This window comes from Microvirga terrae (genome assembly GCF_013307435.2).
Taxonomy (GTDB): Bacteria; Pseudomonadota; Alphaproteobacteria; order Rhizobiales; family Beijerinckiaceae; genus Microvirga; species Microvirga terrae.
The window spans coordinates 139548-153359 of record NZ_CP102845.1 but is presented as its reverse complement, the minus strand read 5'-3'; the positions used below and the strand labels follow the sequence as shown (position 1 = coordinate 153359).

The window sequence follows — 13812 nt, the reverse complement described above, 5'->3', positions numbered from 1 at the left end:
CACGGGCAGAAGATGGGGCCCGGCGAAGCGTGCTCCGCCGGGCTCGATCGATGGGGTTACTGAACCGAGCAGGCACCCTGGCTCGGCTTGTCCGGGGCCCAGCACGGTGCGCCGGTGTCCTTCATGAGCGCGTCAAGCACTTTCGCCTGGGCTTCGAGCACATCCTTGACAGGCTCGTTGCGCAGCACGATGCGCTGGAAGGAATCCATGTAGACCTTGTTGAACTCCCCGCCCTTGGCGCCGAGGCCGACGGGCAGGAGCGACACGAGCGCGTCCTTCGCGTTCTGCGTGGCCGCGACCGCGCCGGCGAGCGCCTTGATGCCCGGCGCGAGATCGGTCGGAAGCTCCGCCTTCACGACCGGGAAGAAGCCCACTTCGGCGGCGGTCGCCAACTGGGTCTGCGGCTTGGTCAGATGCTCGATCACCGCTACGGCGCCGGCCCGGTTCGGGGCGTCCTTGGGGATGGCGAGGCCGGCGATCACCGGCATGTAGCCGCGCCCCTTCGGACCGGCCGGCGCCGGGAAGGCGACGAACTGGTCGGGCTGCAGGGTGAGGGCTTCCTTCACGCGGGCGATGTGATCCCAGGCGATCCATACCTCGCCGGAGAGCAGCGGCTCCTGCATGAAGTTGTAGTTGGTGGAATTGGGGTTCGACACCGCCCACAACTCCTTCAGGGCGTTCCAGCCGGCTTCGGCGTCGGCCGACTTGAAGGTCGTGACCACGCCGCCGGTGAAGGACGGGTAGAAATAGCCCTGGAAGAACCGCGGCAGCAGGCCGGTCGGGCCGGCCGGGAAGCCGAGGCGGCGCTGGCCGGTCTTGTCGGCGATGGTCTTGCCCCATTGCTGCAGCTGCGCATAGGTGAGGCTGTTCACGTCCGCGCCTGCTGGCAGGTATTGCAGCGCCTGCTTGTTGGCCACCATCACGTAGGTGGCCTGCATCCACGGGATGTATTGCTGCTGGCCGGTGCCGAGCTTGCCGAGATCCATCAGGCTTGCCGGAATGCCGCGGTCGGTCAGCTTCGCCGCGACGTCGTCGACGGGCTGGAGATCGGCCGGCACGTGCGGCTGCAATTCGCCGTGCAGCGCCCCGACGACGCTCGCGGTGCGCTTGCCGGCCTGCGTTTCCGCCTTCATGCGCACCGCGAAGGCCGGCGGCTCGTCGACCACGTAGGTGACCTTGCCGGGAATGCCCTTCAGCAGGACCTCGCGGACCTTCGTCGCCTCCTCGATGGGACGAAGCTGGGTCGAGTAAAAGATCGTTTCCTGCGCGTGAGCGACGGTCAGCCCTCCAAACAGGGCCGCCGCGGCGGCAATGGCGCGCAGCGATACCGGATGCGTCATGTCCTTCCTCCATCGGTCCCTTCTCGGTGCCGCTCGATCCGGGTCCGGAAGATCGAGGGCATCAAACTCAGTTCGCCGGTCCGTGGGTGGCCCTCGGAACCTGCCGAACCGGCAGAATGGTCTGCAACTCGCGGGCCTCGCGGCCGCCGAGCCTTGCAAGCAGCATCTCGGCCAGCTGCCGGCCCACGTCGGGCGCGGCGATCTCCATGCTCGAGAGCGGCGGATCGGTGAATGCCGCCGACGGCAGATTGTCGTGCCCGATCACGGCGATCTCGCGCCCGGCCGCGAGCCCGCGCTCCTTGAGAGCGCTCAGGGCGCCGATCGCCATGCTGTCGGTAGCGCACAGAAGCGCGGTGGGCGGCGCGCTCTGCTGGAGCAGCCATTGCGCGGCCTCGTAGCCGCCGGCCTCTGTCGGCTGGGCGGTGTATTCGAGCCGGTCCGCTGAGCCGATATCGGCGAGGACCGCGAGCCAACCCTGGCGGCGCAGATGGGCGAAGGTCAGATCCTGCGGGGCCGCGAGATGGGCGATCCGGCGATGACCCAGGGCGGCGAGCGCGCGGGCTGCGTCCCGGAAGCCGGCCTCGCCGTCGCCGTCGATGAAGGCATGCTCGTCGGGGCGGGCCGTGCGGCCATGGGTCACGAACGGGATGCCGCGTTCCTTCAGAAAGGCCACGCGCTCGTCCTCGAGCCGCGTACGCACCACGATCACCGCGTCGGCGCGGCGTCCGTCGAGAAGCCGCCGGTAGGTGTCCATCTCACCGGCGCGGCCGGCGGTCGGCAGCAGCATCAGGTCGAGCCCCTCCTCGGCGAGCCGCTGCCCGCAGGCCGCCAGCATGTTGAGGAAGATCGGAGGTCCGAACCGGCCCGGCTCCGTCGGCAGGGTCACGGCCACTGCCTCGGCCTTGCGGCGCCGCAGGCTGCGGGCGGCCGGATTCGGCCGGTAGTTCATCGCTCGCGCGGCCGCCTGGACGCGCTCGCGCGTCGCCGGCGCCACGTCGGCATAACCGTCGAGGGCTCGCGACACCGTCGTGATCGACAGGCCGAGCGATTGCGCGAGAAGCTTCAGATTGGACACGGGGTTCACAATCTCCTGATGCCTCTAACTAGATCTCCAAAACGTTTTGGGAAGTCAATAATCCCGGTCTCAGCCCTTGGTATAATGTTCGGAACGTAAGGGCAGCGTCCCGTCCGAAACTCCGGACGGGGCTGCTTCAACATCCATGGCGACAGCCCGATCGGCGGGCATCTCAGGCGGAATCGCCGCTTTCGTCGACCGGCCGTTCTTCGGCAAGGGCTCCTGCTCGGTGCAGTTCGTCAATGAGGACGGCGGCGCGATGTTCAAGGTCTTCGTCGGACGTAACGAGGATCGCAGCCTGAAGGGAGACCAATCCGCCCGATTCACAGGGCTTCGCGAGCGACATCGCCAGGGCGTCGGACCCCCTCAACCGGAGACGACGCCGAGCATCGGGATCGGACGTGGTGTTCACTTTTGGTTCCGATGCGCTAGGGTATGACCGGGATAGCGAGAACTGGAGGATGCGGGATGGCGAAGGATCCGATTCTGCCTGTCGACGACGAGGCCCGCACCCTCGCCAAGAAGCTCATGCGGACCGCCCGCTCCGGCGCGCTCGCCACCAACGATCCCGACACCGGCATGCCGTTCGCCAGCCTCGCCCAGGTGGGAACGGATCTGGACGGCGCGCCCGTCATTCTCACCTCGCAGCTCTCGCTGCATACGAGGCTGATGGAGGCCGATCCGCGCTGCTCCCTGCTCCTGTCCTCCATCGGCAAGGGTGACCCGCTGGCACATCCGCGCCTGACCCTGCAGGCGACGGCCGAGCGGCTCGACCGGGAGACGGACGAGGCGAAAAGCATCCGCCGCCGCTATCTGCTGCAGCATCCGAAGGCCGAACTCTACGTCGACTTCCCGGATTTCAGCTTCTGGCGCCTCAAGGTGGCGTCCGGCAGCCTCAATGGCGGCTTCGGCCGGGCCTACCGCATGACGGCCGAGGATCTCCTCACCGACATGGCCGAGTTCTTCGATTTCTACGACTTCGAAGCCGAGGCGGTCGCGCACATGAACGGGGAGCACGGCGATGCGGTCGCGCTCTACGCCACGCAGCTCTGCGGCGCCCGCGAGGGGGCCTGGCACCTGATCGGGATCGACCCGGAGGGCCTCCAGCTGGCCCTGGGCGACGAGATCCTGCGCCTGTCCTTCCCAAGGCCCCTGACGGGCCCGCACGAGGTCCGCCCCATGCTCATCCGCCTCGCGAACGAGGCCCGCAGCCGCATCGCCTAGGCCGCCTCGGCCCGGACCGGTGAGACACCGTGGGGCTTGCCATGCCCTGCCCGGGCCCGCATCAAGGAACGGGACCACGCATCATCGCCCGCACGGTCCACCGATCCACGATGCCCAGGCCGACGATGCGACCGATCCCCCTTCCGTCCCGCGCTCGATCCATCTTCGCCGCCACGGCCGATGCGGGGTCGCGCTTCGCGCGCAACGACGGCCTCGCCATGGCGAGCCATGTGGCGCTCTCCCTGGTCATAGCGCTGTTTCCGTTCCTGATTTGCGTCGCCGCGCTGGCAGCCTTCCTCGGGGCCGGGAGGATCTCGACCCACATCGTTCATCTGCTTTTCGACTTCTGGCCCGAAGGGGTCGCCGGACCCCTGGCCCGGGAGGCCGACAAGGTTCTGATCCCGCGCCGGAACGTCCTGACAATCAGCATCGTCCTGACCCTGCTCGTCGCCACCAACGGGGTCGAGAGCCTGCGGGTCGCCCTGTGCCGGGCCTACGGGGTCGAGCGGTTCCGGCCGTGGTGGCAGGCGCGCCTCATCGGGATCGGCTTCATCCTGATCGGCGCGGGCGCGCTCGTCGCCTCTTCGGTCCTGGTCGTCCTGTGGCCGTCGATCTGGCGGTGGGCCTTGTCCTACATGCCGGATCTCAGAGGGCTCGGCCCGACCTACGACCTGGTGCGCTACGGCCTGGCGTCGTTCATCCTGGTGGCGGGCCTCGCCGCGACCCATCTCTGGCTGCCCGACACCCGGCCGCAGTCGCGGGACGTGGTGCCGGGCATTGCGGCCACCCTGGTCCTGTGGCTCGTCGGAGCGAGCCTGTACGGCGAGTTTCTCGCCACCATGACCCATCTGAAAGCCACTTATGCGGGTCTGGCGGGCATCCTGACCGCGCTGATCTTCCTCCAGATCTCGGCGGCAATCTTCATCTTCGGGGCCGAGCTCAACGCGGCGCTGCGCCGCCGGAGGACATGCGGTGAGGGGGCGCGCAAACCGGTGTCCGCATCCCAGGACGGAGAGCCGCTGTCCGTCGCGCCGCTCTAAAGCCTCGGACCCGAAAGTGGACTTGCGCTTTTGGGATCCACCCGATGCTTTCGTCTTGAATGAGAGCATCGGTCAGAACGGACCCGAAGGGCCGCGTCAGCGAAAACCGGATCCACTTTCCGCTGACGCGGCTCTCTGGGTCCGTCCGATGCTTGTCTTATGATTTTCGCGTCCTGATCGAGCAAGATGAGGACACCGCCAGCGGGTCGCGAGCTCGCTGGCGGTGGGAGGGGACGGGTCGTTCCGACGCAGACCGGAGCGGGTCGAGCTAGAGTCAGACCGCCCCTCTCTTTTCCTCGTGGCCTGAACGGATACCCGGGCGTGATGGCCCGCATGACAAGCCAAGGACGCGGAAAAGATGGATCATCCTATACCACAGACCGCCGGCATCGACATTGCCAAAGATCAGCTCGATGTCTGTCTCTGCCCCGACGGGGCCACGCGCCACTTCCCCAACGACGCCAAAGGCCATCGCGCCCTCATCGCTTGGCTGGCCGCGTACGCCATTCAGCGCGTGGTCTTCGAGCCGACCGGCGCCTATCACCGCGGGCTGGAGCGCAGTCTTGCCAGTGCCGGCCTGCCGCTGGCGAAGATCAATCCCCGCCACGCCCGCCGCTTCGCGGAAGCCCTGGGACAGCTCGCCAAAACCGATCGGCTCGATGCGGCCCTGCTGGCGCGTTTTGGAGCCCTGCTCGAGCCTCCCACCCGGCCCGTGCTCAGTCCCACTCTGGATGCCATGAAGGAGCTGGTGGTGGCGCGGCAGGCGCTGATCAAGGACCGCACGGCCGCTCTCAACCGGCAGAAGGTGGTCCGCTCTCCCTTGTTGCGACGTCAGCTCGACCAGCGGCTGCGCCAGATAGTCCGCCACTTGGCTGCGGTCGACGCCCAACTTCTCAGCCTGTGTCAGGCGGATGCGGATCTCGCCCCGCGTCTGGCCATCCTCATGAGCATTCCCGGCATTGCTCAAGCCACGGCCGTGAGCCTGCTCGTCGAGATGCCTGAACTCGGCAGCCTCGATCAGAGCCAGGTGGCCAGCCTCGCCGGCTTGGCTCCGGTGGCGCGCGACAGCGGAACCTCGCGCGGTCGCCGCACGATCCGGGGCGGCCGCGCCCATCTGCGTCAGGCGCTGTACATGCCAGCGCTGGTGGCGGCCCGCTTCAATCCGGATCTGAAGGCCAAGTACCAGGCCCTGCTCGCGGCGGGCAAGCCGGCCAAGGTCGCCCTGACGGCCATCATGCGCAAGCTCATCATCCTGGCCAATGCGCTCTTGCGAGATCAGCGAAACTGGTCCCCAAAACCCGCTTGATCAATACGGATACTCTAGGAGCTCACGCCTTCATCCCGCTTTCGCTCGCAGTCCCGCTTCGGGGTCTGCTGAGGAGCCTGCTGCTGCTGGGCGATGGTCGTCTCGTCGCGGGAGATATCCGCCGCCGGGGACGGGGTGGCGAAGGCTGTCAGGACGGTAAGGGAGAGAATGCGGAGCATGGTCGGTCTGTCCTTGGTCGAAGCGACCCGATGCTAAGGGGATACGGCCCCGATGGCCAGCGGGTTTCAGGAGACGATGCGAGCGATGCCGCTCGGGCGTTCGGAGCCCTCTTGAAATCAGAAAAAAGCGTTCCTACCATCAATATTGCCGAGGCCTTTCAGAGGCTTGGCATTACGGGCGCCGGCGGGTGTCCGGCGCTCTCACGTCCATGTTGCTCAATGGAGGATATGGTGATGAGAACAGCCTTCGACTTCTCTCCCCTGTACCGTTCGACGGTCGGCTTCGACCGCCTGTTCGACATGCTCGATCAATCGTCCCAGATCGAGCCCATGACCAACTGGCCGCCCTACAACATCGAGAAGGTGGGCGAGGACCAGTATGTGATCACGATGGCCATCGCGGGCTTCGCTCCGGACGAGATCGAACTCACCCAGAAGGAGAGCCAGCTCCTGGTGGCCGGTCAGAAGAAGGGCTCCGAAGAAGGTCGGCAATATCTGCATCGCGGCATCGCGACCCGCGCCTTCAAGCAGACCTTCAACCTCGCCGACCATGTGAAGGTCACGGATGCGCACCTCGAGAACGGCCTGCTCACGGTCGATCTGAAGCGCGAAGTGCCCGAAGCGCTCAAACCGCGCCGGATCGAGATCAATGCCGGCGCCGACGCGGCACCGGCTGGCCGGCCGCCGCAGCAGATCGAGCACGGCAAGGCCGCCTGACAGGGGCCGTGCCACAGGCAGCGCCGGTTCAGCACTGGCGCTGCCGCACCATCTGAGCGAAAGGAGGATGACACCATGAACATGCGCGATCTCATTCCCTGGGGTCGCAACCAGCAGACGACCCCGAGCCGCTATCGCGACGAGGCCGATCCCTTCATGACCCTGCATCGCGAGATGAACCGGCTCTTCGACGACGTTTTCCGCGGCTTCGACATGGCGCCGCTCGGCAGCATGAACCGGATGGCGACCTGGCCACATGTGGAAGTCGTCGACAACGACAAGGATGTCCGCATCTCGGCGGAGCTTCCGGGCCTTGAGGACAAGGATGTGGAGGTCCTGATGGGCGACGGCGTCCTCACCATCCGGGGCGAGAAGAAATCCGCGATCGACGACAAGGAGCGCGCGTTCAGCGAGCGGCACTACGGCCGCTTCGAGCGCCGCATCCCGCTGGCCTGGGAGGTCGAGGAGGACAAGATCGACGCCAGCTTCAGGAACGGCGTTCTCACCGTCACTCTGCCCAAGGCGGCCGAGACTCGCCCGGAGGTGAAACGCATCGCGATCAACCGCGCGGGCGACGAAACCAAGCATTGATCACGGATTGGGAGCGCCCGGACGGGCCGGGCGCTCCCTGGTTCCGTCATACCGATCCGTCGCTCGGGTCAGAGCGACGCATGCATGAACAGCGCCGCCTTCACGAGATCGTCGGGGCCGAGATCGTCCTCGGCGTCGAATTTCAGCATCTCCACGAGGCGGTTGCGGGCGCGGTTGATCCGGCTCTTGATGGTTCCGATGTTGGTGCCGCAGATCCGCGCCGCCTCCTCGTAGGACAAACCCTCCGCGCCGACGAGCAGAAGCGCCTCGCGCTGGTCGACCGGGAGCTTGCCCAAGGCTTTCAGCATGTCGGTGAAATCGAGCCGCGCGCCCTGCTCGGGCATCACGGCGACCTTCTCGGCCCAGGATCCCTCCGGATCCTCCACCTCGCGCTTGTTCCGACGGGTCTGAGTGAGAAAATCGTTGCGCAGGATCGTGAAGAGCCAAGCCTGCATGCTGGTGCCGGGCTGGAACTTGTCGAGATTGCTCAGGCCCTTGAGAAGCGTGCTCTGGACCAGATCATCGGCCCTGTCGACGCTGCCGGACAGGGATATTGCGAAGGCCCGCAGATGGGGAGTGGCATTGAGCATCTGCTGCTTCAGGGAGTTTTCGACCGACACTCTTCCAACTCCTCAAATTCGGACCTGTAAGAAGACCCTCCCCGGCGGGCTGCCGCATTAACCTATGCGAAGCCTGCCGCTCTTTGTGATGTCTGCCTTCAAGCTTGGCTTTAGCACGGGCCAACGGGCAAGGGAGAATATTCCCGTCCTGTCGGTCTTCACGAAAGTGTGCGCGCCGCAGCACCGGCGGCTCATGGCGGCTCTTTGGTATAAGCTTGTCCTTGGAAAGCCGGTTCTGCAGCCAAGATTCACATGCATCAATGAAGCGGACTCCGGGCCATCGTAGACAAGGCGCAAGAGGGATGCGCTGCCGATCATTCGTCGCCCGGCTCCTCTGCCCATGCGATCGACGGAGCCTGCTCCCCGGCCCGAAACGGACAATGGACGCCATGACTCAGACGCGCTGCATGATTGTCGAAGACCAGGCGTTGATCGGTATGTCGCTCGAGGCCTTTCTCGAGGATGCCGGCTTCGCGGTCGCCGGGGTGTTCATGAGCAATGTCGACGCCCTGAAATGGCTCGAGAGCGACGCGCCGGACATCGCCATCCTGGACATCATGATCAAGGACGGCACCTCGCTTGAGATCGCCCGTGCCCTGAGGAACCGGGGCGTGCCCTTCACGGTCTATTCCGGCCTGCCGGCGAAAGCCGACTGCCCGCCGGAGCTGCGGAACGTGCCCTGGCTCGAAAAGCCCGTCAGCCGGGAAACCCTTATAGGCGTGCTGGGTCAGCTGATCGGCCCCGGCGACAACGAGATCATCGTGTCCTAGAGCATCGGACCCAAAAGTGGGCCCACTTTTGGGTCCGATGCTCCCACCTCTTTGACGAGCGCATCGTTCATGCGGAAAACCGGATCCACTTTTCGCTGACGCGGCCCTCTGGGTCCGCACGATGCGCTAGGACCTGTTTCCGAAGCGCGACGGACAGGGGTTCGAGGCTCCGCCCGCCGGACATCCGTTGAAGCCATCGTCGAGACGGGTTAGACGGATGGTCTGCGCAATACGGATGTTCCATGACAGTACGCTTCCATCGCGGCGACCTGCCGGCCGGCTACAAGCCCGGTCCGGCCATCGCCATCGACACCGAGACGCTCGGTCTCAATCCGCATCGCGACCGGCTCTGCGTGGTGCAGATCTCCACCGGCGACGGCACGGCCGACGTGGTGCAGATCCTCAAGGACGGACCTTTGCCGGAGAACCTGATCCGCGTCCTGTCCGACGAGAGCGTGCTGAAGATCTTCCATTACGCCCGCTTCGACCTGGCGGTGATCTTCCATGCCTTCGGCGTCATGCCGCGGCCGATCTACTGCACCAAGGTCGCCTCGCGGCTCGTGCGCACCTACACCGACCGCCACGGCCTCAAGGAGCTGGCGCGCGAGCAGCTCGGGGTCGAGCTGTCGAAGCAGCAGCAATCCTCCGATTGGGGCGCCGAGACCCTCACCCCGGCCCAGCTCGACTACGCGGCGTCCGACGTTCTGCATCTGCATGCCCTCAAGGACAAGCTCGATCGTCTGCTGGAGCGCGAGAACAGGCTCGGCATCGCCCACCAGTGCTTCAGCTTCCTGCCGACCCGGGCCCAGCTCGACCTGCTCGGCTGGCCGGAGACGGATATTTTCGCCCATTCTTGACGCGCGCTTAAACTTTCCCGCATAAACCCCATATCCGTCATAACATCGCCATGCCGCTCCGGCATGGCGCCGTGCCGATGGCCACGCGCCAGGGATCAGGACGGAAGGGGTTGACGACAGTGGCGGGAATTCAGGGCTCCTCCATGCGGGACGGCCCGGCCTCGAGGCCGGCCGTGCGATCGCGCGCCTTCACCAAGGCCCGTCGCCATTCCCACTGGGTCCGCTTCGCCAAGATCGCCATTCCGCTCGGCTCCCTGCTGGGCATGGCGGGTGTCGGCGTCGTGGCCTATTACAACCCGTTCCGGCAGATCGAGAACCTGAGCTTCGGCTCCATCGGGGTGAGCGGCACCCACGTCACCATGGAGAGCCCGAAGCTGAACGGCTTCAAGAACGACAACCGCCCCTACGAGGTGACGGCCAGCGCCGCCACCCAGGATGTACGCAAGCCCGATCTCGTCCAGCTCAAGGACCTCAAAGCCCGCATCGTGACCGACGAGCGCGGCAGTGTCGCAAGGCTTCAGGCCGATTCCGGCGTCCTCGACACCAAGAAGGAGCAGATGAGGCTGCGCGACAACATCGTGGTCACCACGGATGGCGGTCACGAGGTCAAGCTCCGGACGGCGTTCGTGCGGTTCAAGGCCGGCGCGGTGGTGTCCAACGATCCGGTCACCGTGGCCTTCGGCAGCGGCACCATCGAGGCCGAAGGCCTCGATGTTTCGGACAACGGCAAGGTCATGAGCTTCAAGGGCCGCGTCCGCACCGTCATTCAGCCCTCCACTGGCTCCACTCCATCCTCCCCGGAAGCCGCCGGCACAGGCTCCGCGGCGCCTGCACCCCAACAGACAAGTATCCGTCCATGATGAGTTTCACACGCGCCGCCCTGGCTCTCGGGCTCCTCTTTCCGGCTCCCCTTGACGTGGCCTTTGCCCAGGCCAGCAAGGAGCGGGCCGTCGGCTTCGGCAATTTCGGCTCCAGCAAGGAGCCGATCAAGATCGACGCCAACAAGCTCGACGTCTTCGACAAGGAGGGCCGCGCGGTCTTCACCGGGGACGTGGTGGCGGTTCAGGGCGAGAGCACCATGAAGTGCACGATCATGACCGTATTCTACGAGCAGCGGGACCAGAACGGCGGGCAGGCGGCTCCGTCCACGCAGACGGCGGACGACAGCGCGATCAAGAAGATCGACTGCAAGGGCCCGGTCACCATCGTGTCGCGCACCCAGGTGGCGACCGGCGAGAACGCCACCTTCGACCGGGGCTCCAACAAGATCATGCTGACCGGCAACGCGACCCTGAGCGACGGACCCAACGTCACCAAGGGCGAGCGGGTGCTCTACGACATCAATACCGGCGTGGCGAACATCGAAACGACGCCCGGCGGCCGCGTGAGGGCGCTGTTCGTGCCCGGCCAGGGCGGACCGGCTCCGACCGGTGCCGGCGGCGGAGCCTCTCCCGCACCCAAGCCGAAGCCCCAGCAGCGGCCGGCCACGAACTAGAGCGGGAGTTCAACTCCCGCTTTTTCCCTTTTCACGATCGACGATTGAGCCAGTGAAACCGCTTTCCAACCGATCTCAAACCGGTCCCTCCGACGTGAGCCTCCTGGAACCCCATTCGGCCGGGACGAGCCCGCATGTCTTCCACCGCGCCGACAGCGACGCCGTGTTCGGCGGCCCCGGGATCCTGGCGGTCAAGGGCCTGCAGAAGAGCTATCGCGGCCGGACCGTGGTGCAGGATGCGGGCCTGAACGTGCGCGCCGGCGAGGCCGTGGGCCTGCTCGGTCCCAACGGGGCCGGCAAGACCACCATCTTCTACATGATCACCGGGCTGGTGAGCGCCGACCGCGGCGTCATCAGCCTGGACGGCCACGACGTGACGGGCCTGCCCATGTACCGCCGGGCCCGCCTCGGCATCGGCTATCTCCCGCAGGAGGCGTCGATCTTCCGCGGCCTCAACGTGGAGGACAATATCCGCGCCGTGCTGGAGATCGTCGAGCCGAGCCGCAAGGAGCGCGAGCGCAAGCTCGATGCTCTGCTCGACGAGTTCAACATCACGCGCCTGCGCAAGTCGCCCTCCATCGCGCTCTCGGGCGGCGAGCGGCGGCGCTGCGAGATCGCCCGGGCGCTGGCCGGCGAGCCGACCTTCATGCTCCTCGACGAGCCTTTCGCCGGCATCGACCCCATTGCGGTGGGCGACATCCAGAACCTGGTGCGCCATCTCACCCGGCGCGGCATCGGCGTGCTCATCACCGACCACAACGTGCGCGAAACCCTCGGCCTCATCGACCGGGCCTACATCATCCATTCCGGCCGCGTCCTGACCGAGGGCACGCCGGACGCCATCGTGTCGAACGAGGAGGTGCGCCGCCTCTATCTGGGCGAGGACTTCCGTCTCTAGCCCGTCAAAACCCTCTTCGGTCATTACCGGCCCTGTGCCGGTGATCCCGATCGTCTGAGACGCAGAGCCCCACCCTATCGGGACGGCCGGGACAGGCCCGGCCATGACGTGGTGACGGTTATGGATCGTCTCTTCGAGCCTCGGACGATTGATCTTTTGACCTTAAGGGATGGACCGGAGTAGAACCGTCGAGGCATGCAAGAAGCATGCCCATACGGCTTCGGGTGCGTTCATGACGGCGATGCAGCGGCTGGAGCTGCGCCAGGGCCAGTCCCTGACGATGACGCCCCAGCTGGTTCAATCGATCAAGCTGCTGCAGCTCTCCCATGCGGAGCTCGCCGCCTATGTGGAGGCGGAGCTCGAGCGCAATCCGCTCCTGCAGGAGGGCGAAACCCCGGCCGGGGCATCCCTGCCGAGCCTTGCGGATTTCCTGCATGCCAAGCAGAAGGCGGAGGCAGCCGGTCCGAGGATGATCCCCGGGCCGCTTCCGCCGCGGCGGGAGGCCCTGCCGGCCTCGTCCGGGCACGCGGCCAGCACGGGCCACAGCGAACTCAGGCCCGAGATGGAGGACATGCTCGCCCGAGCGACGAGCCTGAGCGAGCATCTGGAGGCGCAGCTCGATTGGGCGACCGCCGACCCGACGCTGCGCCTGATCGGCCGGCACCTGATCCACAACCTCGACGAGGCCGGCTACGTCACCGAGGATCTCGCTGATCTTGCGGCACGCCTCCGGGTCGCGCCCGCTGACGCCGAGGCGGCCCTGAGGCTGATCCAGGGGTTCGATCCGCCCGGGGTCGGCGCACGCAATCTGGCCGAATGCCTGAGTATCCAGCTGCGGGAGCGCGATCGGCTCGATCCGGCCATGGAGACCCTGCTCGCTCATCTCCCTCTCGTCGCCCGCCAGGACTTTGCCGCCTTGAGGAAGGTCTGCGGAGTCGACGAGGAGGATCTCGCCGAAATGCTGGCCGAGATCCGCCGCCTCGAGCCCAAGCCTGGCCTTGCCTTCGCGCCTGCTCTCATGGCTGTGCTCGTGCCGGACGTCCTGGTGCGGGCTGCCCCGGACGGTGGCCTGCAGGTCGAACTCAACCCGGACACCCTTCCCCGAATCCTGCTCAACCGAACCTATTATGCGGAGGTCGCCAAGGTGGTGCGCAAGGATGAGGACAAGAGTTTTCTGTCCGATTGCCTTCAAGCCGCAAGCTGGCTGACCCGCAGCCTGGACCAGCGCGCCAAGACGATCCTCAAGGTTGCCGCCGAGATCGCCCGCCAGCAGGAGGGTTTCTTCCGTGAGGGGGTCGCGGCCCTGCGCCCCATGACCCTCAGGAGCGTCGCGGAGGCGATCAGGATGCACGAATCCACCGTCTCCAGGGTTGCGGCGAACAAGGCGATCGGCACCGAGCGCGGCACGCACCCGATGAAGTTCTTCTTCAGCGCCGCCACCGGGGAGGGCGAGCATTCGGCCAAGGCGGTCCGCCACCGAATCAGGCAGCTGATCGAGGCCGAGAGCCCCGCCGCTGTGCTCTCGGATGAGGCAATTGCCCAGAAATTGAAGGCGGACGGGATCCGGGTCGCCCGGCGCACGGTCGCGAAATACCGGGAGTCCCTGCGCATTCCTTCCTCCGCGGACCGCCGCCGCACGGGCAGGATGAAACCCTGACCCGGCAGGCCCCGCCCATTTCATGGCTTGCATTGGCCTCCAT

16 protein-coding genes are annotated in these 13812 nt (G+C 66.3%); 12 read left to right on the top strand and 4 right to left on the bottom strand.

What is annotated here, in order from left to right; all coding sequences use genetic code 11:
* Positions 1-56 precede the first annotated feature (56 nt).
* Both HPT29_RS00680 and HPT29_RS00675 read right to left on the bottom strand, forming a co-directional pair.
* Positions 57-1340, bottom strand: coding sequence for an ABC transporter substrate-binding protein (locus tag HPT29_RS00680; RefSeq protein WP_173945265.1), 1284 nt, complete (start codon positions 1338-1340; stop codon positions 57-59).
* Between the two features lie 67 nt (positions 1341-1407).
* A complete protein-coding gene (locus HPT29_RS00675; RefSeq protein WP_173945264.1) occupies positions 1408-2415 on the bottom strand; it encodes a LacI family DNA-binding transcriptional regulator in 1008 nt (335 codons plus the stop codon).
* Between the two features lie 145 nt (positions 2416-2560).
* On the opposite strand from HPT29_RS00675, the gene HPT29_RS00670 reads away from it, so the two are divergent.
* The 4 genes from HPT29_RS00670 (at position 2561) to HPT29_RS00655 (ending at position 5985) form a co-directional block, all read left to right on the top strand.
* On the top strand, positions 2561-2854 hold the full coding sequence (locus HPT29_RS00670) for a ChuX/HutX family heme-like substrate-binding protein (RefSeq protein WP_173945263.1): 294 nt from the start codon (positions 2561-2563) through the stop codon (positions 2852-2854).
* Positions 2855-2883: 29 nt separating this feature from the next.
* Positions 2884-3639: a HugZ family pyridoxamine 5'-phosphate oxidase gene (locus tag HPT29_RS00665; protein WP_173945262.1), complete on the top strand. Its 756-nt coding sequence runs from the start codon at positions 2884-2886 to the stop codon at positions 3637-3639.
* Between the two features lie 125 nt (positions 3640-3764).
* Complete coding sequence (locus HPT29_RS00660) at positions 3765-4679, top strand: YihY/virulence factor BrkB family protein (protein WP_173945261.1); 915 nt, start codon at positions 3765-3767, stop codon at positions 4677-4679.
* Between the two features lie 358 nt (positions 4680-5037).
* On the top strand, positions 5038-5985 hold the full coding sequence (locus tag HPT29_RS00655) for an IS110 family RNA-guided transposase (RefSeq protein WP_173944981.1): 948 nt from the start codon (positions 5038-5040) through the stop codon (positions 5983-5985).
* A 14-nt stretch (positions 5986-5999) separates the two neighbouring features.
* Here the strand turns inward: HPT29_RS00655 and HPT29_RS00650 are convergent, their stop codons facing one another.
* Complete coding sequence (locus HPT29_RS00650; protein WP_173947038.1) at positions 6000-6164, bottom strand: hypothetical protein; 165 nt, start codon at positions 6162-6164, stop codon at positions 6000-6002.
* A 234-nt stretch (positions 6165-6398) separates the two neighbouring features.
* Here HPT29_RS00650 and HPT29_RS00645 point away from each other — a divergent pair, with 234 nt between their 5' ends.
* Together HPT29_RS00645 and HPT29_RS00640 are read left to right on the top strand one after the other, a co-directional pair.
* Positions 6399-6881 carry an Hsp20 family protein gene (locus tag HPT29_RS00645; protein WP_173947039.1) on the top strand — a complete coding sequence of 161 codons (483 nt, stop codon included), beginning with the start codon at positions 6399-6401 and terminating at the stop codon, positions 6879-6881.
* A gap of 75 nt (positions 6882-6956) precedes the next feature.
* Positions 6957-7472, top strand: a complete 516-nt coding sequence (locus HPT29_RS00640) for an Hsp20/alpha crystallin family protein (protein WP_173947040.1) — start codon at positions 6957-6959, stop codon at positions 7470-7472.
* Between the two features lie 68 nt (positions 7473-7540).
* On the opposite strand, the gene HPT29_RS00635 is transcribed toward HPT29_RS00640, so the two are convergent.
* Positions 7541-8092, bottom strand: a complete 552-nt coding sequence (locus HPT29_RS00635) for a sigma-70 family RNA polymerase sigma factor (RefSeq protein WP_173947041.1) — start codon at positions 8090-8092, stop codon at positions 7541-7543.
* A 389-nt stretch (positions 8093-8481) separates the two neighbouring features.
* On the opposite strand from HPT29_RS00635, the gene HPT29_RS00630 reads away from it, so the two are divergent.
* The 6 genes from HPT29_RS00630 to rpoN all read left to right on the top strand — a co-directional run bounded on the left by HPT29_RS00630 (position 8482) and on the right by rpoN (position 13769).
* The gene (locus HPT29_RS00630) at positions 8482-8862 is read left to right on the top strand and encodes a response regulator (protein ID WP_173947042.1); all 381 of its coding nucleotides are present in this window, start codon (positions 8482-8484) and stop codon (positions 8860-8862) included.
* A gap of 242 nt (positions 8863-9104) precedes the next feature.
* Positions 9105-9719: a ribonuclease D gene (locus HPT29_RS00625; RefSeq protein WP_173947043.1), complete on the top strand. Its 615-nt coding sequence runs from the start codon at positions 9105-9107 to the stop codon at positions 9717-9719.
* 119 nt (positions 9720-9838) lie between these two features.
* Positions 9839-10579 (top strand): LPS export ABC transporter periplasmic protein LptC, encoded by a 741-nt coding sequence (gene lptC, locus HPT29_RS00620; RefSeq protein ID WP_259060803.1) that lies wholly within the window; start codon positions 9839-9841, stop codon positions 10577-10579.
* Positions 10576-11214 (top strand): LptA/OstA family protein, encoded by a 639-nt coding sequence (locus HPT29_RS00615; protein WP_173947045.1) that lies wholly within the window; start codon positions 10576-10578, stop codon positions 11212-11214. Before lptC ends, HPT29_RS00615 begins: the two co-directional genes overlap by 4 nt.
* A 103-nt stretch (positions 11215-11317) precedes the next feature.
* Positions 11318-12112: an LPS export ABC transporter ATP-binding protein gene (gene lptB, locus HPT29_RS00610; RefSeq protein WP_247654147.1), complete on the top strand. Its 795-nt coding sequence runs from the start codon at positions 11318-11320 to the stop codon at positions 12110-12112.
* Positions 12113-12344: 232 nt separating this feature from the next.
* Positions 12345-13769, top strand: a complete 1425-nt coding sequence (rpoN, locus tag HPT29_RS00605; RefSeq protein WP_173947046.1) for an RNA polymerase factor sigma-54 — start codon at positions 12345-12347, stop codon at positions 13767-13769.
* Positions 13770-13812: the final 43 nt, after the last annotated feature.

Excerpts from the sequence above, each read along its gene's own strand:
- HPT29_RS00630 (WP_173947042.1), top strand. The coding sequence starts at position 8,482 with ATGACTCAGACGCGCTGCATGATTGTCGAAGACCAGGCGTTGATCGGT.
- rpoN (WP_173947046.1), top strand. The coding sequence starts at position 12,345 with ATGACGGCGATGCAGCGGCTGGAGCTGCGCCAGGGCCAGTCCCTGACG.
- HPT29_RS00680 (WP_173945265.1), bottom strand. The coding sequence starts at position 1,340 with ATGACGCATCCGGTATCGCTGCGCGCCATTGCCGCCGCGGCGGCCCTG.
- HPT29_RS00645 (WP_173947039.1), top strand. The coding sequence starts at position 6,399 with ATGAGAACAGCCTTCGACTTCTCTCCCCTGTACCGTTCGACGGTCGGC.
- HPT29_RS00665 (WP_173945262.1), top strand. The coding sequence starts at position 2,884 with ATGGCGAAGGATCCGATTCTGCCTGTCGACGACGAGGCCCGCACCCTC.
- HPT29_RS00625 (WP_173947043.1), top strand. The coding sequence starts at position 9,105 with ATGACAGTACGCTTCCATCGCGGCGACCTGCCGGCCGGCTACAAGCCC.
- HPT29_RS00670 (WP_173945263.1), top strand. The coding sequence starts at position 2,561 with ATGGCGACAGCCCGATCGGCGGGCATCTCAGGCGGAATCGCCGCTTTC.
- HPT29_RS00615 (WP_173947045.1), top strand. The coding sequence starts at position 10,576 with ATGATGAGTTTCACACGCGCCGCCCTGGCTCTCGGGCTCCTCTTTCCG.
- HPT29_RS00640 (WP_173947040.1), top strand. The coding sequence starts at position 6,957 with ATGAACATGCGCGATCTCATTCCCTGGGGTCGCAACCAGCAGACGACC.
- HPT29_RS00655 (WP_173944981.1), top strand. The coding sequence starts at position 5,038 with ATGGATCATCCTATACCACAGACCGCCGGCATCGACATTGCCAAAGAT.
- HPT29_RS00650 (WP_173947038.1), bottom strand. The coding sequence starts at position 6,164 with ATGCTCCGCATTCTCTCCCTTACCGTCCTGACAGCCTTCGCCACCCCG.
- HPT29_RS00660 (WP_173945261.1), top strand. The coding sequence starts at position 3,765 with ATGCGACCGATCCCCCTTCCGTCCCGCGCTCGATCCATCTTCGCCGCC.